Genomic DNA, 26,444 nt, shown 5'->3' on the forward strand with positions numbered 1-26,444 from the left:
AGTAATAATGCTTTCAGTGATCTGAAACAACAAAAGCAGGATAAAAACCAATGACTATCCTCACAGAAAATTCTCAATCTCAAAATAACACTAGCAACAAATCTCTCGACGGCCCAAAAGAAGGGAGATTTGTTCAGACAGTCCGGGGGATTTTAAATCCCCTCTATTATTTAGAGAAAAATTATAAGACATACGGCGACATTTTCACCACCCAATTCAGCAACTTTCCGCCCCAGGTAGTTATTAGCAATCCTCAAGCAATTCAAGAAATTTTCACAGGGGATAGTAAATTCTTTGAATCTGGTACGGGAAACCAAGTAACGTTACCTTTAGTAGGCCCCAATTCCTTATTGTTGTTAGATGGCGATCGACATTTGCAGCAGCGCAAGCTTTTAATGCCACCTTTGCACGGTGAACGTATGAAAGCTTACGGAGAAATCATCCGCGACATCACCGAAAAAGCAATTAATACTTGGACTCCTGGTAATACTTTCGTAGCCCAAGCAACCATGCAAAACATTTCTTTGGATGTGATTTTGCACGCAGTTTTTGGGCTGAGCGAAGGAGAACGCTACCAACAAATTCACCAATTAATGGTTGATATGTTCAGCGTGTTTAGTAATCCATTAAATGCTACCTTTTTGCTGGTAAAGTCACTGCAAAAAGATTTGGGTGCTTGGAGTCCTTGGGGACGGTTTTTGCGGCAGAGACAGCGTTTGGATGAACTACTTTATCAAGAAATTCGCGATCGCAAAACTCAATCTCAACCCTTGGGCGAAGACATCCTCAGCTTGTTGGTTTCAGCCCGCGACGAAGCCGGAGAGCCGATGAGCGATGTTGAATTGCGCGATGAATTAATGACAATGTTATTCGCGGGACATGAAACTACAGCTACAGCTTTAGCCTGGGCTTTGTATTGGATTCACTATCTCCCGGAAGTTCGCGAAAAACTGCTGCAAGAACTCTCTTCTATTGATGTTGACAATTGCGATGGGATGGAAATTGCTAAACTGCCGTATTTGAATGCTGTCTGTTCGGAAACGCTGCGAATTTATCCGATCGTATTTTTTGCATTTCCGCGCGTTCCGCAAGCTCCGATGCAGTTAATGGGTTATGATATTCCCAAAGGAGTCATGCTTTCTACCTGCATTTATTTGGTTCATCACCGAGAGGATCTTTACCCCGAACCAAATCGTTTTAAACCAGAACGTTTTCTAGAAAGGCAATTTTCACCTTACGAATATTTGCCGTTTGGGGGAGGGAACCGTCGCTGTATTGGCGCAGCATTTGCGATGTTTGAAATGAAGTTAGTTTTGGCGAAAGTGCTGTCGCGATATTCTTTGGAACTTGCAGAAAATCGTCCGATTTTGCCAGTACGCCGGGGTTTGACAATGGCGCCCGCTGGCGGTGTGCGTCTGGTGGTAAAGGGTAGTTTGTCGTAATTTGTCGTAGTGTCGTAGGGTGCGTCAGTATGCGCGATATTTGGTGATGTTGAGAAGCTATAGCCTTTCTTAGATAGGTGAGGTACGTTGTTGGGCTTTAGCCCTCTTATATTTCAATACGGTTTACTTAACACTTTTTTGCGAAGTTCATCTGACGATTTTATATGCAGTACAGGAGTTTTTTGCAAGTCAGATCCTTCTTAAGTCAACCGTATTGTCTTATATTTATTATATAGTAAGCGAGGTCGCATCAAAAACTCCATTTACACTCATACCTCATCTTTCTGATAAATGCTATAGTGGCTGACGCACCATAGTTTGTTGAAAGGTGCGTCAGCTTACAGGATTTTCTGTGCTATTTTAATCCCTAACTGACGCACCCTACGAACAACCAATAACCAATAACCAATAACTAATAACTAATTTCTTTTTTGCCGCAGCGGAATCTGGATTGCAAATTCGGAACCTTCTCCCAATACAGAATTGCACGTCAGCTCGCCACCGTGTTTTTCTACGACAATAGAGTGCGAAATCGCCAATCCTAAGCCTGTGCCTTTGCCGATGGGTTTTGTTGTGAAAAATGGGTCAAACAACCGCCTTTTCACGTTTTCGCTCATTCCGGGGCCTGTGTCAGCTATCCGCATCATTACGCAGTTATTGTTGGTTACTTCGGTGCGAATTCTAATTGCTAAATCCTTACCTTCCTTGCATTCTGGTTTATTTGTCTCCATTTCCAATGCGTCGATCGCATTGCTCAACAAATTCATAAATACTTGGTTTAACTGACCCGGATAACATTCAACTAAAGGCAAGTTACCGTATTCTTTAGTAACATTTATTTGCGGGCGATCGGCTTTATTTTTTAGGCGATTTTGCAAAATCATCAGCGTGCTTTCTATGCCTTCGTGAATGTCAACTTGCTTCATTTCGGCTTCGTCCAATCTTGAGAAAGTCCGCAGGCTCAAAACTATGTCGCGGATGCGATCGGCTCCGACTTTCATAGATGTGACAATTTTTGGTAAATCTTCAAAAATATAATCAATTTCAAAGGATTCTCTGGCATTTAAAATTTCTGTGCTAGGCTGGGGGTATTCACGCTGGTAAAATTGCAGCATCTTTAGCAAGTTTTCAGTGTATTCGCTGACGTAGCTGAGATTGCCGTAGATAAAGTTAACTGGGTTGTTGATTTCGTGGGCGACACCTGCTACTAATTGTCCCAAACTAGACATTTTTTCACTTTGAATTAATTGAGTTTGGGTGCGTTGAAGTTGGTGTAAAGTTTGTTCTAGCTGTTGAGTTTGAGCTTGAGCTAATCGAGCGGTTGTGCGGGTTTGGGTGTACAATTTTGCGTGGTCGATCGCGATCGCAATTTGAGCAATCACCGCTTGCATCAGTTCGACTTCTGAGTCGCTCCAATGTCGCACATACAAAGCCTGATAGCACGTAATCGCCCCAATATCGCCGGAAGCAGTGTGAATTGGTAGCGACAGCACTGAGTTAACTTCTATTGCTTGAAAAGCTTGGCGCAATTCTACATTGTCAAAAGTGCTAACATCATCAATTCGCAGAATTTCTCGGCGCAAAATTTGCTCGACTCCTACACTTGATTTGTCCTGTATAACATAAGTACCTAGGAAACTTGGCAAAGCTGCATTTTTGGCTTCGCAAGTCACGTCCCAAGCCGGAGGATTGCTGTTGGGACGGTACCAAGTGAAGATGCACCAATCTGGCTGCATGAGATTGTGAATTTCTTGAACGGCGGTTGCTAAAATTGTGTCTAAATCTAAAGAAATGCGAATTTGGTTGGCTATTTGATTGAGTAGTTGTTCTCTCTGAGCTTGCTGTCTGAGGGCTTGTTCCGATCGCACTAATGTTTCTTCTGCAAGGAAGCGATCGGTTAAATCTTGGACGACTGCTTGAATAACGCTTTCATTTCCAACTTCGATGACTGTCAGCACGACTTCTGCGGGAAAATTCGTACCGTCTAAACGCTGGTGAACCCAATCAAAACGGTGATTACCACATTCAAAGGCGATCGCCATCATCTCATTCGCCATGCTCAAAGAGTCTCTGCCGTTGGGTTGGAAAGGAGGCGAAAATTCGCCTGGATTCTTGCCGAAAAACTGCTCTTTGCTAGTGGCTCTCAATAGTTTTATGGTGGTGTTGTTGACATCGCGGATCCCATTTTCATCTAACATTAAAACAGCCAAACTGGTTGATTCGTAAAGCAATCTAAATTTAGCTTCCGACTGCTGCAATGCCATTTCTGTTTGCTTGCGATCGGTAATGTCGGCAACCATTGCCAAAGCGCCGATATAGCGCCCTTCTTTGTCTGGCAATGGATTAGTAGAAAGCATCGCCCACAACTCGCTCCCGTCTCGGCGCAGGAACTTAAAATCGTGCTGTTCGCGAATTCCTTGACTGCGGCGGTTGAGATTGGCTTGGGCGATCGCGATGCCTTCTGCATCCATGAAAGCAAATAGTGACTGCCCGATCGCTTCCTCTACGGTGCAGCCTAGCATATCAGCCATTTTTTGGTTGACAAAAGTAGTTTTACCCTCCGCATCGATCATCCAAATGCCTTCATCGGCTGTTTCGACAATGCACCTGTATTTTTCCTCGCTTTCCCTGAGGGCTTCTTCTGCTAATTGGCGAGCCGTAATGTTTTGAGTCATTAGCAATCCGCCGGTGATTTCTTGCCGTTCGTTTCTGACTGGCAAAGTATAAGCGAGGTAAATGCGATCGCCATAGGTAAATTCTGTAACAACTGTTTCTCCAGTCAGGGCCGCCAGATAATTTGGCTCGACAGCAGCGCAAAAATCCGGCTGGAATACTTCCCAGATTGTCTTGCCTTCCATTAACTCTTTAGAAAGCCCCACTCCTGCTAATTCTGTGCCTTCTACCAGGGTAAAGCGCATTTCGCGATCGAACAGCATCACCGCACTGTTGGGAATGTTGCTTGCCATAGTGCGGTAGAGCTGTTCGCTTTTTTGGAGGGCTGCTTCTGCTTGTTTGCGATCGCTAATGTCAATAACCAATGCACCCATGCCGATCGCCTCACCGTCTTTGTCGAGTAGAGGAAAATAAGAGGCTGTCATGTGTCGCATAATCCCCGGATTTCTGGGATTCTCAGCGCTCATTTCCATGTTAATTAGAGGTTGCTTGGTTCTCAATATTTGTTCGTATAAAGGCTCTACCATTGGAGCGATTTCCGGCAATATTTCGCGGAAAGTCTTGCCAATGTGTTCTGCAGGACTCAGGCTATTTATTTCGGCTAGAAATTGATTAATTTGCACGTACCGAAGTTGGGAATCAAAAATGCAAAATCCTGCGGGTGCCTCCTGCAAAAAGGAATCAAATAGTGCTTGTCTCTGTGCTAATTCTTGTTCTAATTTTTTGCGATCGCTGATATCTGTTAAATAGCCAATCATCCCGACAACGGCTCCCGTGTAGTCTTTCAATAGCGAAAGTGACAGGTGCGAGTCAAACTGTTCTCCCGACTTCCGGCGGGTGATCACTTCTACTTCGTGGTAGCCTTTTTCTTGTAGCGGTTTGATTACTTTATCCAATAAAAAATCGTGCTTTTCTGGAGGGTAAATTATAGAAATATGCTGTCCGATCGCCTCATTCTCTTGATAGTCGTACAGCCTTTGCGAGGCTTGATTCCAACTGGTAATCGAGCCGTCCATATCGGTGCAAATCACCGATTCGCGAATTTGGTCTAGAATCTGATTTTGGAGTTGCAGTTGCGATTTTGCAAGTTCGAGTTCGGCGATTTTTTCTTGGAGTAGTTCGTGAGTTTTTGCCAACTCAGCATTCTGGTTTTCCAGCAATTTTTCTAGATGTGAATTGCAGTGTGGCGGCGCTGATTCCAGCAGCTCGCTATTTTCAGGCTCCCAATTAACAACTTGTTCAGCACTCAACCAAATCGCCCACTCTCCGTCTGTTTCAATTGCCCGCTCCGACACTCGCACGGGTACGAGATGGTTGTTCTTATGTTTGTATGCTGCTGCACGCGTGCCCGCGCACCTATTTTTTGTGGGAATTTCTAGATACTTGTCTCTGCTAGTACACTGTGTTTGAACAATTTCCCAGTAGTTGAGGTTGAGAGTTTCTACAACTGTCCGACCAATAATATTCGCAAAAGCTGGATTTACGTCAAGAAAAGTCCCGTCTGTCCGGCACAATGCCAGCCCGAGCGGGGACGGTTCTAACAATTTGCTGTTGCTGCGCTCTTCTCCTAACTGGCTTTGCATCTGACCTAGCTGGCTTGGGATAATTAATTATATCTTTATTCTCTGAATTATATGGTTTATTGGTGTGATTTTCATCACTCAGCAAAAAAGCAGGAAGAAGGAAGTTCGGCAACGGATTTCATTCAGTTGACAGTTGACAGTTGACAGTTGACAGTTGACAGCAGGAGGGCAACCTCTCCCGGTCAGTTCGAGGATTGGAGTAACGCCGATCCGCTACGGGAGGAGAGAGGGACAAAGAGAGGATGGGGAAGAAAAAAGCAGTAAGAATGAACGGGAAGGAGGAAATAGAAAATGAGAATAAACCAGAAAAATCCCAAAATAAGAAGTACAAAACTGCCACAAAGACGATGAATTTATACATAGTATCTTCCCTATTCCTTCTTCCCTCGAACCTCTTGTGTCTCTCCCAGGTCAACTCTTCTCAACTGTAAACTGTCAATTATGAACTAAGAGGGCGGGCACGGAACGAAGAGGGCAGGCACGGGGGCACTGCCCCTACGACACACCAACTGTCAACTCTTTTTTTTGTTAATCGCGGGCGATACCTTCGGATCGGGCGGCCAACTGCACTGCACCGGCGACAGCAATGGCAACTCGCTCGTCAAAAACTGAGGGTATAATGTGTTCTTTGTCAAGCTGCGAAGGACTGACTAAAGAGGCGATCGCGTAAGCTGCACCTAGATACATACTGGTCGTAATCGTGCGAGCTTTGCAGTCCAAAGCGCCTCGAAATATCCCCGGAAATGCCAAAACATTGTTAATTTGATTCGGGTAATCGCTGCGTCCGGTAGCAATGATGGCGGCATCCTCCATGATTAATTCTGGCTGAATTTCGGGAATGGGATTTGCCATGGCAAAAACGATCGGATTTTCGGCCATCGATCGCACCATCGATCGCGTGAGCACCCCGGGCGCGCTGACACCTAAAAATACATCCGCACCGGCGATCGCATCTTCCAAGGTACCGCCTGAAGCCACAGCAAATTCGAGTTTTTCTGGGTTCATATCCGTGCGATCTTTGGAAAGGACGCCTTTGGAGTCGCACATGATGATGTTTTCGGCACCTGCTTTCCGCAGCAAACGGGCGATCGCGACTCCGGCCGCACCGGCCCCGTTAATTACGATACACACTTCTGCCATTGTTTTTTTGACAAGTTTCAAGGCATTAATTAATGCTGCCAAACTAACAATCGCAGTTCCGTGTTGGTCGTCGTGAAAAATGGGAATATTTAAGGTTTCCCGCAATCTTGCTTCAATTTCAAAGCAGCGAGGTGAAGAAATATCTTCGAGGTTAACGCCACCAAAAACCGGGGCGATATTCTGCACTGTGCGAATAATTTCGTCAGTATCTTGGGTATTCAAACAGATAGGAAAGGCGTCAATTCCGGCAAATTCTTTAAATAGCATGGCTTTGCCTTCCATGACTGGCAGGGCGGCTTCCGGCCCCAGGTTTCCCAGTCCCAAAACTGCGCTACCGTCGGTAACAATGGCAACAGTATTTTGTTTGATTGTCAGGTTGTAAACTTGTTGGGGGTCATTGGCGATCGCGGTACAGATGCGGGCGACTCCTGGAGTGTAGGCCATTGCCAAATCTGACTGGCGTTTGAGGGAAATTTTGCTTTCTACGCTGATTTTACCGCCGCGGTGCAGGTTAAAAGTGCGATCGTACACGTCGATCACTTTGATATTCGGTAGCGCTTTCACTGCTTGCACTATTTCTTCGCTGTGTTCGGTGCTGTAAGCATCGACGGTGATATCGCGCACTGTAGTAGCCCGGGTTTGCTCGATCAAGTCGATTTGGCCGAAGTTGCCGCCCACAGATCCGATCGCACTGGTGACGCTTGCTAGCATTCCCGGCTGGTTCGGCAGAGCAACGCGAATCGTTAAACTAAAGCTGGGGTTCGGTGTCAGTTTTACCATGATGGCTTGATTTGAGATTTGAGAATTGCAATCTTAGATTTTATCGCCAATGTTAGACAGAAAATTTAATAATTAAAATTTTCAACTGAAATTTTTCACAATTTTTATGAGCTTGGGATGCGATCGCACTATATATCTCCTTGAACAGTTGACAGTTGACAGTTGATAGTTGACAGTTTGAGATCGACCTCTACCTAAAAGTCCGAGTATTGAAGCAGTAAATAATTTTGTTTTATTTCCCCCTGCTTAAGGAGGAGGCTTTAAACCCATTCTTCTTGGTAAGCTGCGTCAGTTTCTCTGTGTTTAAATTGTGTCAAAACTTGGGACTGACGCACCTTACTAACTATCTATTTTTTTCAATACTTCTGCTCGCTGCAAACTTAATGAATGTCAATCAAAACTCTATTTTGCAACGAGCAGTAAATCCACCTAACTCAACCTAAAATATCTCTCGCTCAAAAGCTGGCTGTGTATGTCTTCTGCCCTCGAACCTCTTCCTTCTTTTTGCGCGATCGCGCAGCCCAAGCGAGCCTTTTTCTCTCTTCCTTAACTTTTAAATCCGTTACATCCCGTACATTACAAGTTCGGATGACTGACAACTGACAACGAAGAGGGCGGGCCCGCACCATCCACCGCCCCTACAACTGACAACTGTCAACTGTCAACTGTCAACTGTTAAACGCCTAATTCCTATTGCTATTTTTTAAAGCGAGATACCGAGGAAAGTTAGTGCGGCTTTTTGGCGGCTTTGATTGGGGAGCTAAAAAGTAGATGCACGGCTGCTTGAGCCGGCAGGTAAAAATCAGATCGACTGACAAGCGGGCATGAAGGTATGTTAATTTTGCCTGCTTGTTGAACACTCTTTGATAGTGAGTGAAATCTTGCTTTCGATCGAATTACCTGCACGCTTTGCCCTCATGATTCCAGCGATTGTTACTAATATGCAATCTCTCCCGCACCGGTACTGGCACAGGTTCGGCACAACACAGCGAGTTGCTGGTTGCTAAGTGTCAATGTTACCGATCGCTCGTAGCATCGGCACACATAATTGTAAAGAATTTGCAAGCGAGACAATCGGGGGGAACTTTTTCTAAGTTTTGCAGATCTACTGGTTCCTCGGGTTCGCTGCCGGGGGGAACTATGCACAGAGCAACTTGTCCGACTCCAGCCATGAGTTCGGCAACTCGCTCTAAAATGTTGTTGATTTTGCCAATTAGTTGCTCGGCAGCCTCCAGACTCGGCGCGATAATGAAAAAGGTTTTGACTCCCTCGGGACAAGGGGCGAAACCGAGGGTACACTCTCGTAATAGTGCTTGAGTCGAAAGACTCAGAGGGTCATCGAAGCGATCGATTACTGCTTGATAAAAGGCTTGGGTCAAAGAACGATCGCCAAAAACAGGTTGAGATAACATAACTACTTCCTTCCGTAGAATTTTGGGGAGCATTAAAAAAATATTAACATACCTTAATGTAACTGATTTAAATAAATTATCTAGCGATCGCGATCGTTGACTAGATGTGATCTTTTTTGCTTTGTGTAGCGATCGCAACTGTGATAAAATGTACTATGTGTTAATACCGTCAGTGATTCCACTGCACCAGCAGCTAAAAGCTAAGTACGCAAAATTTTCTCGGGAATCGGGAAGAATAGGAGAGGGGAATCGGCAAGAATAGGAGAGAGGGAAAGAGGGGGAGAGAGGGAGAGGGGGAGAGGGAGAGAAGGGGGGAGGGGGAGGGGGAGAGAGGGAAATTGCCTGAGTTGTAAGAATATTATTGGCACAAAGTGCTTAATCTAGAGTTTAAAATAAACATCCAATCAAAATATAAAAGATGAACTCGATCGCCCAACAGTTAAAAACAAGATTTGAAAAAGCCTTCACCTCGGCATTCGGCGAGAGTTATGCCGATACGGATCTGATGCTAGCGCCTGCGAATAATCCGAAGTTTGGGGACTTTCAGTGCAACGCGGCGATGAGTTTGGGCAAAAAGTTAGGTAAGCCACCGCGGGCGATCGCCTCTACGATCGTCGAAAATCTAGATATTGCCGACATCTGCGAAACCCCAGAAATCGCCGGCCCGGGGTTTATCAATTTGAAGCTGAAACCGGCTTATTTGGAAGCGCAGATAAGCGCGTTAGCGAAGCCCTCGAAGAGGATCGCCACCGACACCCGTTTGGGGATTTCACCGACTCAAACGCCTCAGAGAATCGCGATCGACTTTTCGAGCCCGAATATCGCCAAAGAAATGCACGTCGGACATTTGCGATCGACAATCATCGGAGATGCGATCGCCCGCACCCTCGAATTTCAAGGCCACGACGTAATCAGAATCAACCACATCGGCGACTGGGGCACCCAATTCGGAATGCTAATCGCCTACCTGCGGGAAGTTCACCCCGAAGCCCTCACCACCGCAGACGCCCTAGACTTAGGCGATTTAGTCGCATTTTACCGCCAAGCAAAACAGCGCTTCGACGCAGACGAAACCTTCAAAGAAACCGCCCGCCAAGAAGTAGTAAAACTCCAAGCCGGCGCCGAAGACACCCGCCGCGCCTGGAAACTGCTGTGCGATCAATCCCGCCGCGAATTCCAAGTCATCTACGACTTGCTAGACATCAAACTAACCGAACGTGGCGAATCCTTTTACAATCCTTTATTACCCGCAGTAGTCGCAGATTTAACCAATCTCGGTTTGCTAGTAGAAAGTGACGGCGCGAAATGCGTTTTTGTAGACGGTTTCACCAACAAAGAAGGCGAACCATTGCCGCTAATCGTCCAAAAAACCGACGGCGGTTACAACTACGCCACCACCGATTTAGCAGCAGTGCGCTACCGGATCGAAGAAGACGGCGCAAAACGCTTGATTTACGTCACCGATTCGGGACAAGCCAACCATTTCGCCCAAGTATTTGCAGTCGCCAGAAAAGCCGGTTGGATTCCCGAAGATGTCGAGATTGTCCACATTCCCTTCGGCTTGGTATTGGGAGAAGACGGCAAAAGATTGAAAACTCGTTCTGGGGAGGCAGTACGGTTGCAGGATTTGCTCGATGAGGCGATCGTCCGCACGCGGAAAGATTTGGAACGAAGATTGGAAGATGAGAAAAGACATGAAACAGAAGAGTTTATAGCTAATGTAGCTCACGTAGTTGGTTTGAGTGCAGTCAAATATGCCGATTTGAGTCAAAACCGGGCGAGCAATTACACTTTTAGTTACGACAAAATGCTGGCTTTGCAAGGAAATACCGCTCCCTATATGCTGTATGCTTACGTGCGGGTGCAGGGAATTCGGCGCAAAGGTGAGATTGATTTTGACAACTTAGATGCAGATGCAAAAGTTATTTTAGAGTCGGATGCGGCGTTAGTTTTAGCCAAGCATTTGTTGCAGTTCAATGAAGTTGTAAATGCTGTTGGGGGCGATTTGTTGCCGAATCGGATTTGTCAGTATTTGTTTGAATTGAGTCAAAAATTCAATCAATTTTTTGAACAATGTCCGGTGTTGAAAGCTGAGGAACCGTTGCGGACTTCGCGATTAATTTTGTGCGATTTGACGGCGAGAACTTTGAAGTTGGGTTTGGAGTTGTTGGGAATTCAGGTATTAGAGAGAATGTAATATAAAGTTTGTAGTGAGGACTTTAGTCCTCATCTTGTATTTCTTCTGTTGTTTCTCCTGAGTTTTCAATCAACTCATTAAAACCGCTGATAATTTCTAAAATTCGATCTGAGGCAATATCTGATTGTTCTGATTTTGAATAAATAGCAATCAAGATTACCATTGTCATTGTTTGAAGATAGTAAATGAATCTATATCCACCGCTTTTTCCTTTTTGAATGTCGCTGTTTTTGACACGCACCTTAAATATCTCGTAACCAGTCCCAGGTATTGGAACTCCCAGCAACTCTCCAGCTTGCAGTTTTTCAATAATCGGCTGAACATCCGATCGAATATGGCGGTACTTTTTAGAGAGAGTCCGCAAGTCGCGTTTAAATTCTCGTGTAGGTATAATCTGCCTTAAAGGAGGATTATTCTGCATCAATTCCCTCCCAAAGTTCAGCAAGCGTTATAGTCTGCCCTGTCATTGCTTCGTACCATCCTTGACGAAAACACTCTTCTGCTGACTTTAGCGTTTCATCAGCAAGAAGCATTTCTTGTTTTGCGCGTTGGGCAGCAGCCACAAGTTGCGGTTGCGTTTTCTTGAAAGATTCTTCCCATCGAAGCTCATCTTTTAATTCTTCAATATACTCTTTCAAGTCTTCTACTGCTTGCTGCTGTAAAGTTTCTGGCAAAGACTCAATTATCTCGATCGCTGCATCAATACCTTCCCACAGTTCCGATACAGGTCTAGTTTTCCCGGTCTTTATTTCCAGCCATGCTTGCCGAAAACTTTCTTCGGGAGATGGGAGTACCTCTTCATCTTCCTCAGCAAGAACGATGATGCGAACTCTGAGTCCAGAAAATTTTGCTGCTTGGGCGAGAATCTCTTCCCACGTTCCCTCTAGTTCTAACACTTGTGCTGTCATTGCTGTTACTTTTTTTTCAGAATTGGATTTAGTAAATTATAGCGCATTCCTCAAATTGAGCATTTACGGCCTTTTGTTAACAACCAAGCTCTCCAAGATGCCTTTGAACATTGTTACCGCAATTTGGCGATCGTTATCTCTCACAAAAATCTCAAAATTAGGACTTGAGTTAATTTCAATTAACCAGTATTTCCCCTTTGTATCTAAGGCGATATCAAACCCGGCATAATTAATCTTAATCTCTTCAAAAACAGGGCGGACAAAATTTTCAATTTCCGAAATAATCTTTGAGTCGGTAATATGCTTAGCTTTTGCACCATCCCAGTGCAGCGGGCTTAAATTCCCCGCAAATTTAGCGTCTGATTTATCTTTTTCATACAGCAAAACCAGCTTGTGATTGAAAAAAACCGCCCGATATTCGTGTCGGATATCAATGTACTCTTGAGCTAGACAAACATAGTCATAATCTTTGCTATTGATATTAAATACAGTTGCGATCGCTGCTTGAACTTGCTCTTTCGTTTCACAAAGCAATACATTGTTTCCAGCGGAACCGCGATTTCTTTTCACAATCACAGGAAGCGAAAATGTTTTGCCAACTTCTGCTGCAATTTCTGCACAATCTTTAAACTCTAAATATTTGTGATACTTTTCCTCGCAAAAAGGCGATAGAAATCCTATAGTTTGAGGAGTTTTAATCTTGCCTTTTAGCAAGTGATATGTATATTCTTTGTCTTTAAATATGTGTACGATTTGCTCGTTGTTAAACGGCATACTGAAATTAACAAAATAATAGTCTTGACCGTTCAGTTTGATTCTAACTAAGTTTTGGTTTGGTGCGATGATTTCATAACTGATATTTAACTCTTGACAAGCTTCGAGAATCAGACTGATATTTGTCTGCATAATTTGCCCAGTATAAATTATTTAGGACTGGCGCGCTGACTGATGAAACCGGGTTTCTTCGACTATTTTTCATCAGTGTTGGCAAAACTCGTAGAAACCCGGTTTCTAGCCCCACGCGCAGTCCCTGATTTTTTTCATTCCTACTGTACCACAGCAGGAAGCAAGAAGAATTACTGAATATCTTTCCACTGGCGAGCATCCACAAATCGCGACAAATGCCCGACATTTGTTGTAGCAATTACAACTGTTTCTCCACCTTCACCAGCCAGTATAGCTTGAGCAGCTAAAATCACATCTCCATCTAATTCTTTGGAGTCTGCTGTTGGCATTCCTGCTTGACGCGATGTCGCCCACAACTCAGCCGCCTTGAGTATCATCGGTGTGGTTATTGGCAAGTATTCAAGCCTTTCTTTCCAGTCATCAAGCCGTCTAACTCCTGCCAGTTTATTTGCACGCAGCAACTCTCGCCTTACTTCATAGTCGGCTATTTCAGGTAAAATCACCCTGTAACCTTTGAGCAACAAAGAGCGCACCCACATCCGGCATTCGACTGTCACAGCCGACCCTTTGGGATTTGTCAATGTTCCTAAAGGGCCAGAATCTAATAATACAATCATTGTTTTTGAAATAAAAGTCGCTGTGATGACAGGCGGTCTTCATCTAATGCTTTTTGCAAGTATTCAAATGTCTCTGTCTGTTCCTCAGCGTCTCCTTCTTGTGACCATTTATCTAACCACTCAATTGCGGCTAAATTTCTCTCCATTTGTTCTTCTTTTGTGCGGGGAGGAAGCACAGGTGATGGATTTTTATTGACTAAATTTAGCCAATAAGTTAACCGCCGATCTACTACTTCCGTAACGATCGCCTTCAGTTCTTCAACGGTTAAGTCGGATACTCGTTTGGTTTGGAGAATTATCGCTTGCAGTTCTGCAACTGTCAAGTCTGCTACGAGTTTTGTTTCCATTTTGGTGCCTCCTTGCGTGAAAGTGATTTTAAAGATTTGAGCTTAGAGAACCGATCGCAATTCTCGCATCTCAAATTCTGGCATTCTCAACCAAACAACCGCTGCTGTCCGTTTGCTGCCTCTTTCCCGGCATAAATCTCGCGGGTTCCCTTGGGAATGTAAATCCAGCCAAACTCTTGCAAGCGGTTGGTCAAATTGGAAATGCTCACTCCCAATTCATCTCTCATTTTGTATAAATGCGACCACTTGGTTAAATCCCGTCCCTGTCTTTTTTCCTCCAAAATACATCGAGGCATCAACAAGCAACTTGCAAAATATTGGGCTTGCCATTCGATCGACAAAACCTTATTATCAGCACCCGCGCCCCGACACACAAACGGTTCCTCGACATCCTGAACGGTTTTTTCTGTATCGCCCAGGTTGAGTTCCAACTGTTTCGCAGTCCCGTCTGCTTCGTCTTGATTGACGTGCAGCACCCAATGGCCGATTTCGTGGGCGATCGTCGATTCGATGAACCCCGGCGGTTTTTCGAGAATCAATTCGTTGATTTCGATTAACCGCTGCTGGGGTAAAATCCTGGCGGCGATCGCACCTTCGTCATCCGGCTCAATGCAGTCCCAGACTACGCCCAAGTCCAGAAAATCAGCCACCGTTGTCGCTTCAAAAGGCCATTTCGGAGCAAAATTTTGCGTTTTCTGCATCTGCATCAGGATGTCATTTGCCAAACGCTCGATCGATTCTTTGGGATAGAAGCAATACGGTTTAAAAATACTCACTGTGATAGGCCTCTGTTACGCTTCAAAAGATTGTTTGAGCCAATCTGGATTTTCTTGCATCCGCCGGAAAAGAGCCTGCATTTCCTTCGGATTCTGCTTCAGCAGCGCTTCATACTGTTGAGGCAGTCTCCCCGCCAGAAAAATCAATTCCTCTTCGTTGATATCTAGATTCCGCGCTAATGCTCGAATTACCTCCTCTTTTGGTGCGTAATCGGCGCGATCGTTCTCCAGCTTCGACAAATAAGTAAAATCCACACTTAACATACCAGCTAGCTCACGTTGTGAGTAAGCCTTGTCCTTGCGAGCTTGACGGATCAGTCTTCCAAATGTTTGTTCCACGGTTTTTCGCCTCCTGACAGGCATTCTAGCCTGTTTTGATCAAAAGTTCAACAAAACACTTGACGGGAAAATCAACACAGGCTACCATAGGTTTAGTTGACGGTTTAATCAACCAAATTAACCACACGGGTATGGTTGAGGGTGCAAAATATCCAGACAAAACACTAGATATAGCACCATTAACTTTAGAGGAGCGATCGGCGCTGGGCGTCAAAACGCTTGTACGCAGCAAATTAAGGAGGAACAGATAGCAAATGCTGAGAACCTGGACAGACACGCATTACAAGCTCGAAGACGATGACTGGCTATACATCGCCACCCACGAAGAACAAAGCTCGGCCTCACTGGTTTGTCCGGGCTACGCACGGGATGGCGAAGGCTTCAGCATCCACTTCACCCCAGCGCACTTAGAAACGTTAGAGCATTTGCTCACCGCGCTGCGAATTATTCAAGCTCAACAAGAGGCGCTGCTTGAGTACACATATCCAGAACCAAAAGCCACAACACATCTCATTCGGTAATCAATTGAAGGAAGTTCGGCAACGAGCAATGTACGGGATGCAACGGATGTAGCGGATTAGCAATTGCCAATTCCCCATAGTCAGTAAATCAATAAATAACCAAGGAAAAACGAACAATGACTACTACAAAAGAAAGACCTACATTTTCAGTATTTGGAGCCAAACCAACCAATGCTTTGCTAGTACCAGAAATTCCGATCGCAGTTCGCAACAATTGCCAAAGTGGCCAATGGGCGATCGGCGACACAGACTACGGTTCCAAGTGTTCGATCACCATCCTCAAATTTGCCAAATTCTTCGGTTCCCTCGGTCAAACTTCTCACACACTTTGGGGTCAACTTTGGTTCGTCGCAGAAACAGGCGAACTGCCCCAAGGAGTTGTCATGGTGACCTACATCAAAAACCGCAGCTTGAACGATTTTAACCGTTTAGTCGCATCAGTTCAATCACGCGGCGTAGAGCCAGCAACTGGAATATTTATCCCCGAATTTGTCAAACATTCCGGTCAAAAACCCGACGACAGCGGAGTAGTAAAACCGATCAATTACTACAGTTTAAAATGGTCGTGGATGGAGCGGAAAGACTGGGGAGTTATCGATCAAGCAGCAGCAGTTTTATCCGATCTGAGCAATCAATCGCGGATGATTGACTTGGAAGGAACCAGGGCTATGATTTGTTTAGACAACCTACCAGCAGCACAAGTTGCGTCCTTGATGGCCGCTCACGCCAACGGTGAAAGCGATGCTATTGCTTTGAATTCCAACGGTAATATGTCCCTACCATCAGCGGAAGACAGAGCAACTGCTGACTTGTTCTAATTTTGTGGAAAAGGCGCGATTCAATCGCGCCTTTTCCGTAACTGTGACAGCGAAAAGTAAAATGAAGAAATTAACGAAAATTAAAACCAAACCAAACCTGCAAGAAAGCCGTTTGCGAGAAAATTGCGAGCTACTCGACCAAATTCGGGCAGATACAGTTAACGACATCGAAAGTCTCACCGAAGACTTCCAGCACATGAGTGTAGTTGCCGAATCTATCCGGCGAAATTACCAAGCTTTGCTCTCGGAAAATCAACTGCTTAAAGACACACTTGTAAGTATAGTTGACGATTGCGAGTGCTGGCAATCCAATCGGTGCGCTCGCTGTAAAAAAATTCTCAAATCTCTTGAGAGCAATCATCCAAACTTCCCACCAAATGCAGCCAAAAAATATCGATCTATTCTCAGCCAACTCCGGAACTTAGGATAGTTCAACACGTCTTAGAAACAAGGTCTCGAAAAGTTAAAATCAGGAGCAACAAGCATTATGACATTGGCAAATGTTAAAGATAGCAAAGCCAAAATTTTGCAAAATTTTCAGCAGATTTTAGCTGAAAAGAAAAAGATTGAATCTAAAGTCGAAACGAAAGAACAATCAGCCGAAAAAGCTAAAAACAAACAACTCCTCGAAGTCGCATCTACCTACACAATTGACAGCATTGTCAAAGGCTTGGCAGACTTACAATTAGATTTCGGCAGCATCACCAGCGGACTTTCCGAAAAACTGAAGGCGGAATCTGCAAAATTAGATGAGTTAAAAAAGGCGATCGACATTGAAGCTGAACAATTACAGGAGTTGCAGCAAATTCGAGTTGTAGCAGATGCCCTCCACATTTTAACTCAAGAGCATCAAGAAAAATTGACTTTACTCGAACAAAATGCTGCGAACCAGCGCGAAATTATCGAAAAAGACACGACCCAAAAACGCAAAATTTGGGCAAAAGAACAGCAAGAATTTGACACCGCAGTTTCCGAAAAAACTGCATTCACAACTAAACAGCGCCAGCAGGAAGCGGCAGATTATCAATACCAATTGCAGCGCGATCGCAAAATTGAAACCGACGAATACGAAGAAACGAAGCGCAAACTAGAACGGGAATTGCAAGAGTCTACCCGCGAAAAAGACAAAAACTGGGCCGAAAGAGAAAAAGTCCTGAGCGACAATCAAGCGGAGTTTGAAAAGAATCAGACCAAAGCTGCGGGATTTGAAGAAGAACTCAAACAGGCTTACATCAAAGCCAAAGAAGAAGCAATTCAAGAAGTTTCCCGCGAAGCTAAAGTCAAGGCAGATTTAGCGGATAAAGAATGGGAAGGAAGCAAGCAGGGATATGAGTTGAAAGTACAATCTTTACAGCAAACTATTGCGCGTCAAACTGAACAAATTGCCGAAATTTCTGCACAACTGCAAGCTACGATGAAGCAAGCACAAGATTTGGCAATGAAAGCTTTTGCGAGCAAAGCTTAAAACCCGGTTCGTAGTGAGGACTTTAGTCCGCATCCGGGTTCGTAGTGAGGACTTTAGTCCGCATCCGGGTTCGTAGCATCGGAATGCAAGTCCTTATTTTCTCAAAACTTTCGGACTGAAGTCCTGACTACGAACCTAATAGGACTGAAGTCCTGACTACGAACCTAATAGGACTGAAGTCCTGACTACGAACCTAATAGGACTGAAGTCCTGACTACGAACCTAATAGGACTGAAGTCCTGACTACGAACCTAATAGGACTGAAGTCCTGACTACGAACCTAATAGGACTGAAGTCCTGACTACGAACCTAATAGGACTGAAGTCCTGACTACGAACCTAATAGGACTGAAGTCCTGACTACGAACCTAATTCCCAAATATTAACAAATGAAAAGCCATGAACAAAAAACTTACGGACAAAAGCACTAAGGCTGAAATCTTAGAAGCGTACAAGGAAGCCGCGCAAGAAAAAGCTGCGTTAGAATTGCAAATCAAACAGCTAAATGCTTCTCCAAAGCAATCAGCAGCAGCACCAGCACCAGAAAAACCTATTGTGGAGGCACAAAAACCAATGGCTTTAACTCAAACTCAACAAAAAATGCAGTCCACAATTGATAATTTAATCTTGCTGCAATTTGGCTTTGGTGGCGCTGTCAGCGAGTTGTCGGAAAAACTAACTTCAGAAGCTGCTAAACTGGAAGAATTGCGGTGCACAGTGGGCGAGGAAATTCAACAACTGCAAGAGTTACACGGTTTAGAAGATGTTGCTGAAGATACACTGGATAATTTAATTCAGCAGTACGAAGAAAGTGCGAAAACTTTTACTAACGAACTCACCGAACAGCGCGATACTGTTGAACAGGAATTGCTGGAACAGCGTCTGGCTTGGGAAAAAGAGCAGGAATTGCAAAAGTTGGCGGTTATAGAACGCAATGAGAATCAGGAAAAAACTCGCGATCGCGATGAAGAGTTGTATGATTACGATCTGAATCTTCAGCGAGATTTGGATATCGAAGAATACGAACAGCGTCAGAAAAGGCTGTATCAAGAAATTGAAGAGTTTCGTCAGGAACAGGAGAAACAGTGGGCGGAACGGGAAAAATCCATTTCGGAACGGGAAAAATTGTCTGCGGAAGTTAAAGCTAAGGTGGAAGCTTTCCCGAAGGAACTGGAAGCTAATATCAAGAATGGGAAAGATAATGGTCGCAATATTGGCAATTATCAAGCTAAGGTTAAAGCTGATTTGTCGGCTAAGGATATCGAGGGACAAAAGCAAAATTATGAATTGCAAATTCAAGGAATGTTGCAGACAATTCAAAATCAGGAATCGCGGATTGCGAGTTTGTCGAAACAGCTTGATTCTGCTTTGAAACAGGTTCAAGATTTGGCGGTGAAGGCGATTGAGGGTTCGTCGAATTTGAGTTCTTTCCAAGCTGTGAGGGAAATTGCGATCGAACAAGCTAAGACTCAGCAGAAAAATAAGTAGAGCGGAAGAAGAGCCCGCCGAATAGAATTCGGGGAGTTTACGGGTACACAAACAAAGAAGCCCGCCGAATGGAATTCGGGGCTACAAAAACGAAGTCCGCCTCCGCGGACTGGGAGAAGTAGGGCGCGCAGTTTACGTATTGCGCGCCCTACGCTATTTTGAGGAAAAAGTAGCTTTCTTGAGTAGAGTTTCTAAACTGTCCACTGGCTGCGTGTGTTGCTTTAGGCTAAAACCTATCTACAGCGTTCTAATTTTTAGTTTAAAGCCCGATCGCCCTGTGCACTTATCCAAACTGTCCCTATCTCTCCCGATCGCTTCATTTATACTCTCTATTCTTGAAGTTAATTAACCAAAAGATATACTTTAGATAGAGGCATTATGCAGCAACAAATTGTACGTCAAAGAGATACTAATGCTTGGATTTTACAGTGCTGGGTTTCCTTTATTCTAGCCATTTCCACTACGGCTATAGGTGTCATTTATCTGCCCGTAGATATCTGGGTAAAAAGTTTCGTGGGTATGGGGTTAACTTTTTCGGTTGGTTCGTCTTTTACTTTAGCAAAAACGATTCGGGATAACAATGAGGCAACTAGATTGACTGCGAGAATTGATGAGGCTAGAGTTGAGAAAATTCTCGCAGATCACCATCCTTTGAAATAAGTTACTCGGCGGTTGACTCGGCGGTTGAAACCGCGGCTACATAAACGAAGTCCGCCTCCGCGGACTAAGAGTCGGAGCAAGTTATATTTTGTATAAAAATAGCCCGCGCAGGCGGGCTTTGTTTTTGTCGCCACAGGTTTCAAGCTGTGGATTTTGATGGTGGATTTTAATGACTGTTTTTGAACTGACGATCGCCCTTAGCCTTTTGGCGCTGGCGAACACCCGCCTGAACTGTAGCCATATCCACGGGAAAACCAACTACAGGAATCACCTGATCCTTGCGCTCTTCTTCGAGGTTTTTGAGCTCAGTGTAGTCAACCCAGTGAATGCAATTTACCGGACAAGTGTCGATCGCCTCAGCAATCAACTCTTCGGAATCTCCGTCTTGTCGGACTACCCGCGATCGCCCGTAATCCGGCTCAATGTAGAAAGTATTGCGAGCAACATGGGCGCAGTGCTTGCAGCCGATGCAGGTAATCTCATCAACATAGACGCCTTTTTGGCGCAAGACGCCGCCCAACTCCGGTTCTAAACCAGTGCGATCGGGTGAATCTCGCAAAAATCCGCCCAACTCAGGCTCTAAACCAGTGCGATCGCCTGCTGTATCTATTCCGAGTCCAGAAAGCTCAGACATTTAGATCCCTCACAATAATAAATAAGTCCGCCTGGGCGGACTTTAGATGAAACAAAATTGTAAAAATCTCCAACAACTCTTAAGCGCACCAGCGCTGAACCACCAGGCGGATCGAACCGTCTTGATTTTGCTTTTGCTCAGAAACTTGGAAACCTTGCTTAGCGCTTTCATTCACCACAGTATGGTAAGCATAGCGCTGAGTCACCTTATTCAGAAAACGATCGACAGACCAAGCTTGCTGCCAAAACTGCAAGTCAGCCACCAATTCATACTCAGTCCCGTTCCAGCTAAAACCTAAGTCATAGCCGTTTTCTTGCTCAATCACCACCTCAGCAGTGCTGGTGAGGCCGCGATAGCCGCGCACCTCAGTCGGGCCGGACTTCCAGTCGATACCCAAGTCAGTTAAAGCAGATTCCAAAGAATTCAAATTGCGGATCTGGGTCTTAATTTGGCTAAAGTGTGACATGGTGGTTCCAAAAAAATTTAAGTGAACTGAACAAAAAAGATTACCAATCGCTAAAAGCCACTTGGGCCGTCGCTTCGGCTGACTGATGCAGCACTTGCGCGAAATATTCAGATGTTGACTCTTGATGAAGCACCACACCGAGCTGGGCTTCAATTGCTGCCGTTACCTCAGCGCAGGAAGCACCGACAATGCCGGTGACTGTTTCCTGTACGCGGCCATCTGGATAAATGACAAATTCTAGTGTTTCCATAATCCGGGCTGACTGAATAGGAATAGTGAAATCAGACACTGACACCAGCTTCGCGTGGGACGATGCCTCCTGAAGTCGCTTCTTGAGAGTTGGCGGACTAAAAAAACCGCTATATCAATTTTGACTAATTGATAGGTTTTGAGTCACAACTTAACAGAAGTTATTAATAGGTAGAAGCAATACATCAGTTGTATGTAAAGTTTCGCGTACATTGTGACATCAGTCAAGCCAATCTATATTTAGATTTTAGATTTTTGATTTTGAAGACACAAGTATAAATGCTCCCCCTCTCCCCCTCCTGACAGGTGCAGGTTTTTTAGTAAAAGCCTTATCCCATAAGAGTTTGATGCTTCCAGTAAGCCACTTTCCAAAACCGTTGCACTGTCTGGATTTGCTGGGTTTTGCCAGGGGAAAACCTACACCTGTCAGCTCTCCCCCTCTCCCCCTCTTTCCCCTCTCCCCCCTCTCCCCCTCTTTCCTCTCCCCATCTAATTCCCTCTAGGGTCTAAAACGTCTCGCAGCCCGTCGCCTAAAAGGTTGAAACCCAGAACTGTTAAGGTGATCAGCAAACCGGGAAACAAAATAGTCCAAGGAGACGAAAGAGCGTATCCGCCTTTGAAAGCATCGGAAAGCATCGTTCCCAACTCTGGGGCTGGCGGCTGCGCGCCCAAACCTAGAAAACCCAAACCAGCAGCTTCTAGCGTCGCTGTACCTGTGGAAAGAGTTGCTTGTACAACAAGCGGGGCGAGACTTCCCGGCAAAATGTGGCGAAAAATAATCCGCAAGTCGCTGGCGCCCAAGGCTTTGACAGCTAAGACAAATTCTTGTTCTCGCAGTGACAGCACCATGCTGCGAGTGAGGCGGATGTAAATCGGTATTTGCACGATGCTGACAGCGATAATTACGCTTTGCAAGCTGGGCCCGGTGACGGTAACAATGGCGATCGCCAGTAAGATCGAAGGAAAAGCTAGCAAAATATCTGCCAAAATCCCGATCGCCACTTCAGCCCATCCGCGAAAATACCCAGCCAAGAGTCCCAACAGAGTTCCCACAAATAATCCCCCACCCACAGAAACCAGACTGACGAGCAAAGATATCCCCAATCCGTGCCACACCCGCACTAGCAAATCTCGCCCCAAACTGTCGGTTCCGAACCAATGTTTGACGCTAGGAGCCACTAAGCGGGATAAATAATCGCGATCGACCGCAGCATTGTAAGGGTAAATTAGGGGGGCTAACACTGCCACAACAATCAGCGCTAGAGTCAAAATTAAGCCGATTTTCCCAGATGTCGATCGGGCAAATCGCTGCCAAGCAGGCTGTGAAAATATTAAGCTGTTCAGCGATTTTTGCTGTTTCATTACCATCTAAAATCCGTGTGGTACCCATAAACTGATTAATTCATGGACAAGGGCGAGCAATTCAGATACAGACTCATTGACTTCTGGCGCTTCAAATCCATGAATAAATCGATTTCTCACGTTTAAAAGTAGCATAGCGCGATCGTACTGTTCGATTGAAAGTTCTCCTTGCGAATACATATGTTTAATCAGAGATACAGTGGGAAATCTTTCAATTGGAATAATAGCCTCCTGGGCCCGTCTACGCAGGAGTGCTTCAAATATTCCCCAAAGTGACAAAAAAGCCCCTTCATTTTCTCCCAATGAGATTAGGCGTTCACTCTGTGTTATTCTACTAAAAATTTGTTCCCAAGATAAGAGATTTACTTCCTTGGCTTCGTCTTTCAGTAAAGCATCTTCTTCAGTAATTAACAAGAAACGCCAGCCTGTTTTTTCAGAGACTATTTCAGCAATTTCTTTCAACCTGTCTATGGATTTTTGTCTGCCAGAAGCATTGAATTCGATTATATAACCTTCGGCTTCGTTCTTTTTGGCAATTAAATTTGGGCGATATGTGCCTAAATTGAAAGGGATGTCTTCCGGTTCAGGCTCAACAAATACTCTATAGCCTTCTTGTCGATATTTTTCAGCAATTTTAGACACTGATGTGTTCTGTATCAATTTAGCAGTCATAAGTAACTCTCCAATGCTTTTGATTCACTTATTCTAACGTAGACGCACTCACTGCCAGATCTGATGCCATCCAGCAACAATAATGGACATAGAGCAATCTTAAATGTGTCACTAAGCGATCGACGATGGGACTCCACATCTGTGACAAGTGAATCATCCTCATAAACTAACCCAATTAATGCGTCCTGTATGGGTTTTATTATATTGTCTGTGTCAACAGGGTCTGTATCATAGAGATAAACTAAAGTTAAATGAACGTTTCCAGAATAAGGAGTTCCTACCCAAGTTTTTGATGCTTCTGCACGTACAAATGTTTGCCAATCCTGTAGCTTTCTTCTCTGCCTAGTTTGCAAAGATACAGGGCGTCTTGGAATCAGAAACTCAAATTGCATTGGGAACTCCGAAACTTAAATATGAAAGCAGGAATTAAAGGATAACTTCATACATAACTTTAATTTTTACAGTTGTAAAAATTATTTTTGTTGATTGTACTAATCTAGTATAATTCTATCTCTAAAATTGGCTGAGCAGCTTAATATTTAAATATTAAGCTGCTCAGCCAATTTTAATTTTTTATCTTTTACTGCCACCTAAAAAAACTCAGGATTTAGGCAAATTATAGATATAATCTGCACCATTGGCTGAAATAACTTTATAATCGATGGTATACCCCGACGCACCCGTAATATCTATTGACTCACGTATAGCCTCACCACGACCAAAATCTAAAGTGTTTCTGAGTTCACCATCCACATAAATTTTGACAGATACACGAATCAAATTAGAGTTGTCAGGTAAACCGTAAGCTAATTTGATTTCACCTGGGTTATTAATGATTTTACAGGTAATAGATCTGGGATTTGAAGAGGAAATGTAAAAACGGCTTGTAGGTTCCTCAGTGCGCTTGCCAATAGTAATTAAGTCATTATAGTTTTTGGCTGAAAATCCGTACATTAGTTGGCATCGAAATCCCTCGGTTGTACGAGTAGTAGGTTTGGGAGGTGCAGCAGGTGAAGAAGCAGCTAGAGTTGGTACTACTAAAGCAATAGCAAGACCTAAGAGAAAACCCAATTTAGGGTGATTGAATTTGCGATAATTTTGGCTCATGATTTTTTTTTGCTCGTTTGACTTGACAACCCACATAAATATCAACGCCGCTAAATCCGATCGCCCTGACTTACAAAAGACTCCAAGTTTATCAATTACACTCTTGAGCAATTGGTAAACAAGTTGCGACGCAGTCTATCATATCATGCCTACAGAGAATATTATGTATCTGGTGTTACCCGATCGCCCCCTCACCGCTCCCCACGGCCCACCAGCCAACAGTCGATCGCCTGCTTATCACTGATGACTTCCTTCAATACCCTTTAAGATATAGAGAAGAAGATAATTTTAAAAGCGCATGACATCAACCCTACTCAAAGCCTCCTCCAAATCGCCCCTCAACGCCCCAACAGTGCGCCATTTTCCCAACGGCCTCACAGTTATAGCGGAACATTTGCCGGTCGATGCCGTTAACCTCAGCGTGTGGATGAATTTAGGCTCAGCCGTCGAATCCGACGAAATCAACGGCATGGCGCACTTTTTAGAACATATGATTTTTAAGGGAACTCCGAGTATTCCTAGCGGAGAATTTGAGCGGGCGATCGAGCAACGGGGCGCTGTCACCAATGCAGCCACCAGCCAAGATTACACGAACTATTACATCACGACAGCTCCTAAAGATTTTGCCGAACTAGCCCCGCTGCAAGTCGATGTCTTGCTCAACGCCAGCATTCCCGACGACGCTTTCGATCGCGAACGGCTGGTAGTATTGGAAGAAATTAGACGATCGGAAGACAATCCGCGCCGCCGCACCTATCAAAGATCGATGCAATTAGCCTTTGAAGTCCTACCCTACAAACGACCCGTACTCGGCCCGACTTCCGTTATCGAAAATCTTACCGCCCAACAAATGCGGGATTTCCACAGCACCAGATACCAGCCAGGGGCGATGACAGCCGTCGCTGTAGGCAATTTGCCGGTCGATCGACTAATTGAAATTGTCGCAGAAAGTTTTGCCGCCAAAAGCACAGCCCAAAACAGCAGCATCAATCTGCCCGCTGTCAGCAGCTTTAGCCCAGAATCGGAAATTCTCAACTACGGCCAAGAATCGCCATTTACCGAAACAGTCCGCCGCGAATTTGTAGACTCAGCACTTCAGCAAGCCCGACTGATTGTCATGTGGCGGGTGCCCGGTTTCGTGGAAATGTCTGAAACCTATGCCCTCGACGTTTTGGCGACAGTCTTGGGCCACGGGCGCACAACTCGCTTGGTTAAGGATTTGCGCGAAGACAGAGGGCTAGTCTCGTCAATTTCTGTCAGCAACATGACTCAGCGACTGGGCGGTGTATTCTCGATTTCTGCTCAACTAGCGACAGAACATATAGAAGAAGTGGAAGCAGCCATCGTCGGACACATCCGCACTCTACAAACCGAACTCGTGACAGATGCCGAAATTTCCCGCATCCGCACCCAAGTAGCAAATCGGTTTATCTTCGGTAACGAAACTCCGAGCGATCGAGCAAGTTTGTACGGTTACTATCAGTCGATGGTAGGAGATATCGCTCCCGCCCTCAACTACGCAGCCTGCATCCAAGCTCAAACTGCGGAGGATATCCGGGAAGCCGCCGTCAAATACCTGTCTCCCGATGCGATGGGTGTGGTGGTAATTCGCCCCAACGAAGCATAAAATCGACTTTTTGCTAAACAGCGCAATCGTTTCATGGCTAAGCTAGGGAGACTTGCAACGGCACAAAAAAGTTAAATTATCGTCATCTTAGATTAGAGAATACTCCGTCATATCAGGTCCGATCTACGATCGTCACAAAAAAAGGTTCGTAGTACGGACTTTAGTCCGCTCTTAAGTTGCGGACTAAAGTCCGTACTACGAAGCAATCTTATTGCGATCCATCGATCGGACACGATATCAAGTTCGATCGGCTGTC

At 44.8% G+C, this 26,444-nt stretch carries 26 protein-coding genes; 9 read left to right on the forward strand and 17 right to left on the reverse strand.

Translation table 11 applies throughout. The annotated features are described in order from the left end of the window. Positions 1 to 50 precede the first annotated feature (50 nt). Positions 51 to 1,442, forward strand: coding sequence for a cytochrome P450 (locus tag QZW82_RS13770; RefSeq protein ID WP_293148994.1), 1,392 nt, complete (start codon positions 51 to 53; stop codon positions 1,440 to 1,442). Positions 1,443 to 1,861: 419 nt separating this feature from the next. Here the strand turns inward: QZW82_RS13770 and QZW82_RS13775 are convergent, their stop codons facing one another. The 3 genes from QZW82_RS13775 to QZW82_RS13785 all read right to left on the reverse strand — a co-directional run bounded on the left by QZW82_RS13775 (position 1,862) and on the right by QZW82_RS13785 (position 9,030). Further along, positions 1,862 to 5,698, reverse strand: a complete 3,837-nt coding sequence (locus QZW82_RS13775; protein WP_293148995.1) for a PAS domain S-box protein — start codon at positions 5,696 to 5,698, stop codon at positions 1,862 to 1,864. A gap of 528 nt (positions 5,699 to 6,226) precedes the next feature. Beyond that, the gene (locus QZW82_RS13780; protein WP_293148997.1) at positions 6,227 to 7,618 is read right to left on the reverse strand and encodes a malic enzyme-like NAD(P)-binding protein; all 1,392 of its coding nucleotides are present in this window, start codon (positions 7,616 to 7,618) and stop codon (positions 6,227 to 6,229) included. A 1,016-nt stretch (positions 7,619 to 8,634) separates the two neighbouring features. Next, entirely contained in the window at positions 8,635 to 9,030 is a 396-nt protein-coding gene (locus tag QZW82_RS13785) for a hypothetical protein (RefSeq protein ID WP_293148999.1), read from the reverse strand. A 418-nt stretch (positions 9,031 to 9,448) separates the two neighbouring features. Between QZW82_RS13785 and argS the strand changes: the two genes are divergently transcribed. After that, entirely contained in the window at positions 9,449 to 11,227 is a 1,779-nt protein-coding gene (argS, locus tag QZW82_RS13790; protein ID WP_293149001.1) for an arginine--tRNA ligase, read from the forward strand. Between the two features lie 22 nt (positions 11,228 to 11,249). Here the strand turns inward: argS and QZW82_RS13795 are convergent, their stop codons facing one another. From QZW82_RS13795 to QZW82_RS13825, 7 genes are all read right to left on the reverse strand, one after another. Continuing rightward, positions 11,250 to 11,648 carry a type II toxin-antitoxin system RelE/ParE family toxin gene (locus QZW82_RS13795; RefSeq protein WP_293149003.1) on the reverse strand — a complete coding sequence of 133 codons (399 nt, stop codon included), beginning with the start codon at positions 11,646 to 11,648 and terminating at the stop codon, positions 11,250 to 11,252. Further along, positions 11,638 to 12,135 carry a hypothetical protein gene (locus tag QZW82_RS13800; RefSeq protein ID WP_293149005.1) on the reverse strand — a complete coding sequence of 166 codons (498 nt, stop codon included), beginning with the start codon at positions 12,133 to 12,135 and terminating at the stop codon, positions 11,638 to 11,640. The genes QZW82_RS13795 and QZW82_RS13800 overlap by 11 nt, the downstream gene beginning before the upstream one ends. Before the next feature lie 63 nt (positions 12,136 to 12,198). Beyond that, positions 12,199 to 13,041: a YheC/YheD family protein gene (locus QZW82_RS13805; protein WP_293149006.1), complete on the reverse strand. Its 843-nt coding sequence runs from the start codon at positions 13,039 to 13,041 to the stop codon at positions 12,199 to 12,201. 170 nt (positions 13,042 to 13,211) lie between these two features. Continuing rightward, entirely contained in the window at positions 13,212 to 13,658 is a 447-nt protein-coding gene (locus QZW82_RS13810; protein WP_293149008.1) for a nucleic acid-binding protein, read from the reverse strand. Next, positions 13,655 to 14,005 carry a hypothetical protein gene (locus tag QZW82_RS13815; RefSeq protein ID WP_293149010.1) on the reverse strand — a complete coding sequence of 117 codons (351 nt, stop codon included), beginning with the start codon at positions 14,003 to 14,005 and terminating at the stop codon, positions 13,655 to 13,657. The genes QZW82_RS13810 and QZW82_RS13815 overlap by 4 nt, the downstream gene beginning before the upstream one ends. 86 nt (positions 14,006 to 14,091) lie before the next feature. Further along, positions 14,092 to 14,781 (reverse strand): ImmA/IrrE family metallo-endopeptidase, encoded by a 690-nt coding sequence (locus QZW82_RS13820; RefSeq protein ID WP_293149012.1) that lies wholly within the window; start codon positions 14,779 to 14,781, stop codon positions 14,092 to 14,094. Between the two features lie 15 nt (positions 14,782 to 14,796). Next, positions 14,797 to 15,120 carry a helix-turn-helix transcriptional regulator gene (locus tag QZW82_RS13825; RefSeq protein ID WP_190739559.1) on the reverse strand — a complete coding sequence of 108 codons (324 nt, stop codon included), beginning with the start codon at positions 15,118 to 15,120 and terminating at the stop codon, positions 14,797 to 14,799. A 254-nt stretch (positions 15,121 to 15,374) separates the two neighbouring features. Between QZW82_RS13825 and QZW82_RS13830 the strand changes: the two genes are divergently transcribed. From QZW82_RS13830 to QZW82_RS13855, 6 genes are all read left to right on the forward strand, one after another. Then, entirely contained in the window at positions 15,375 to 15,641 is a 267-nt protein-coding gene (locus tag QZW82_RS13830; RefSeq protein WP_293149015.1) for a hypothetical protein, read from the forward strand. Positions 15,642 to 15,757: 116 nt separating this feature from the next. Further along, complete coding sequence (locus QZW82_RS13835; RefSeq protein ID WP_293149017.1) at positions 15,758 to 16,459, forward strand: hypothetical protein; 702 nt, start codon at positions 15,758 to 15,760, stop codon at positions 16,457 to 16,459. A gap of 61 nt (positions 16,460 to 16,520) precedes the next feature. Next, complete coding sequence (locus QZW82_RS13840) at positions 16,521 to 16,889, forward strand: hypothetical protein (protein WP_293149019.1); 369 nt, start codon at positions 16,521 to 16,523, stop codon at positions 16,887 to 16,889. Between the two features lie 57 nt (positions 16,890 to 16,946). Then, positions 16,947 to 17,924 (forward strand): hypothetical protein, encoded by a 978-nt coding sequence (locus tag QZW82_RS13845; RefSeq protein ID WP_293149020.1) that lies wholly within the window; start codon positions 16,947 to 16,949, stop codon positions 17,922 to 17,924. A 398-nt stretch (positions 17,925 to 18,322) separates the two neighbouring features. Next, complete coding sequence (locus QZW82_RS13850) at positions 18,323 to 19,411, forward strand: hypothetical protein (protein ID WP_293149022.1); 1,089 nt, start codon at positions 18,323 to 18,325, stop codon at positions 19,409 to 19,411. Positions 19,412 to 19,789: 378 nt separating this feature from the next. Beyond that, positions 19,790 to 20,071, forward strand: a complete 282-nt coding sequence (locus QZW82_RS13855; RefSeq protein WP_293149023.1) for a YiaA/YiaB family inner membrane protein — start codon at positions 19,790 to 19,792, stop codon at positions 20,069 to 20,071. A 166-nt stretch (positions 20,072 to 20,237) separates the two neighbouring features. Here the strand turns inward: QZW82_RS13855 and QZW82_RS13860 are convergent, their stop codons facing one another. The 7 genes from QZW82_RS13860 to QZW82_RS13890 all read right to left on the reverse strand — a co-directional run bounded on the left by QZW82_RS13860 (position 20,238) and on the right by QZW82_RS13890 (position 24,561). Beyond that, entirely contained in the window at positions 20,238 to 20,705 is a 468-nt protein-coding gene (locus tag QZW82_RS13860; protein WP_293149024.1) for a ferredoxin, read from the reverse strand. Positions 20,706 to 20,784: 79 nt separating this feature from the next. Beyond that, entirely contained in the window at positions 20,785 to 21,171 is a 387-nt protein-coding gene (locus QZW82_RS13865; protein ID WP_293149026.1) for a DUF1257 domain-containing protein, read from the reverse strand. Between the two features lie 40 nt (positions 21,172 to 21,211). Next, a complete protein-coding gene (locus QZW82_RS13870; protein ID WP_194071124.1) occupies positions 21,212 to 21,421 on the reverse strand; it encodes a DUF2997 domain-containing protein in 210 nt (69 codons plus the stop codon). A gap of 488 nt (positions 21,422 to 21,909) precedes the next feature. Further along, complete coding sequence (locus QZW82_RS13875; RefSeq protein WP_293149028.1) at positions 21,910 to 22,782, reverse strand: ABC transporter permease; 873 nt, start codon at positions 22,780 to 22,782, stop codon at positions 21,910 to 21,912. Positions 22,783 to 22,788: 6 nt separating this feature from the next. Continuing rightward, positions 22,789 to 23,454: a hypothetical protein gene (locus tag QZW82_RS13880; protein WP_293149030.1), complete on the reverse strand. Its 666-nt coding sequence runs from the start codon at positions 23,452 to 23,454 to the stop codon at positions 22,789 to 22,791. Then, the gene (locus tag QZW82_RS13885) at positions 23,451 to 23,846 is read right to left on the reverse strand and encodes a RusA family crossover junction endodeoxyribonuclease (RefSeq protein WP_293149032.1); all 396 of its coding nucleotides are present in this window, start codon (positions 23,844 to 23,846) and stop codon (positions 23,451 to 23,453) included. Before QZW82_RS13885 ends, QZW82_RS13880 begins: the two co-directional genes overlap by 4 nt. 208 nt (positions 23,847 to 24,054) lie before the next feature. After that, positions 24,055 to 24,561, reverse strand: coding sequence for a hypothetical protein (locus QZW82_RS13890; protein ID WP_293149034.1), 507 nt, complete (start codon positions 24,559 to 24,561; stop codon positions 24,055 to 24,057). Between the two features lie 298 nt (positions 24,562 to 24,859). Between QZW82_RS13890 and QZW82_RS13895 the strand changes: the two genes are divergently transcribed. Then, complete coding sequence (locus QZW82_RS13895) at positions 24,860 to 26,188, forward strand: pitrilysin family protein (protein ID WP_293149036.1); 1,329 nt, start codon at positions 24,860 to 24,862, stop codon at positions 26,186 to 26,188. Positions 26,189 to 26,444: the final 256 nt, after the last annotated feature.

It is taken from the genome of Microcoleus sp. bin48.metabat.b7b8b9.023, assembly GCF_013299185.1.
In the GTDB taxonomy this organism is placed as follows: Bacteria; Cyanobacteriota; Cyanobacteriia; order Cyanobacteriales; family Microcoleaceae; genus Microcoleus.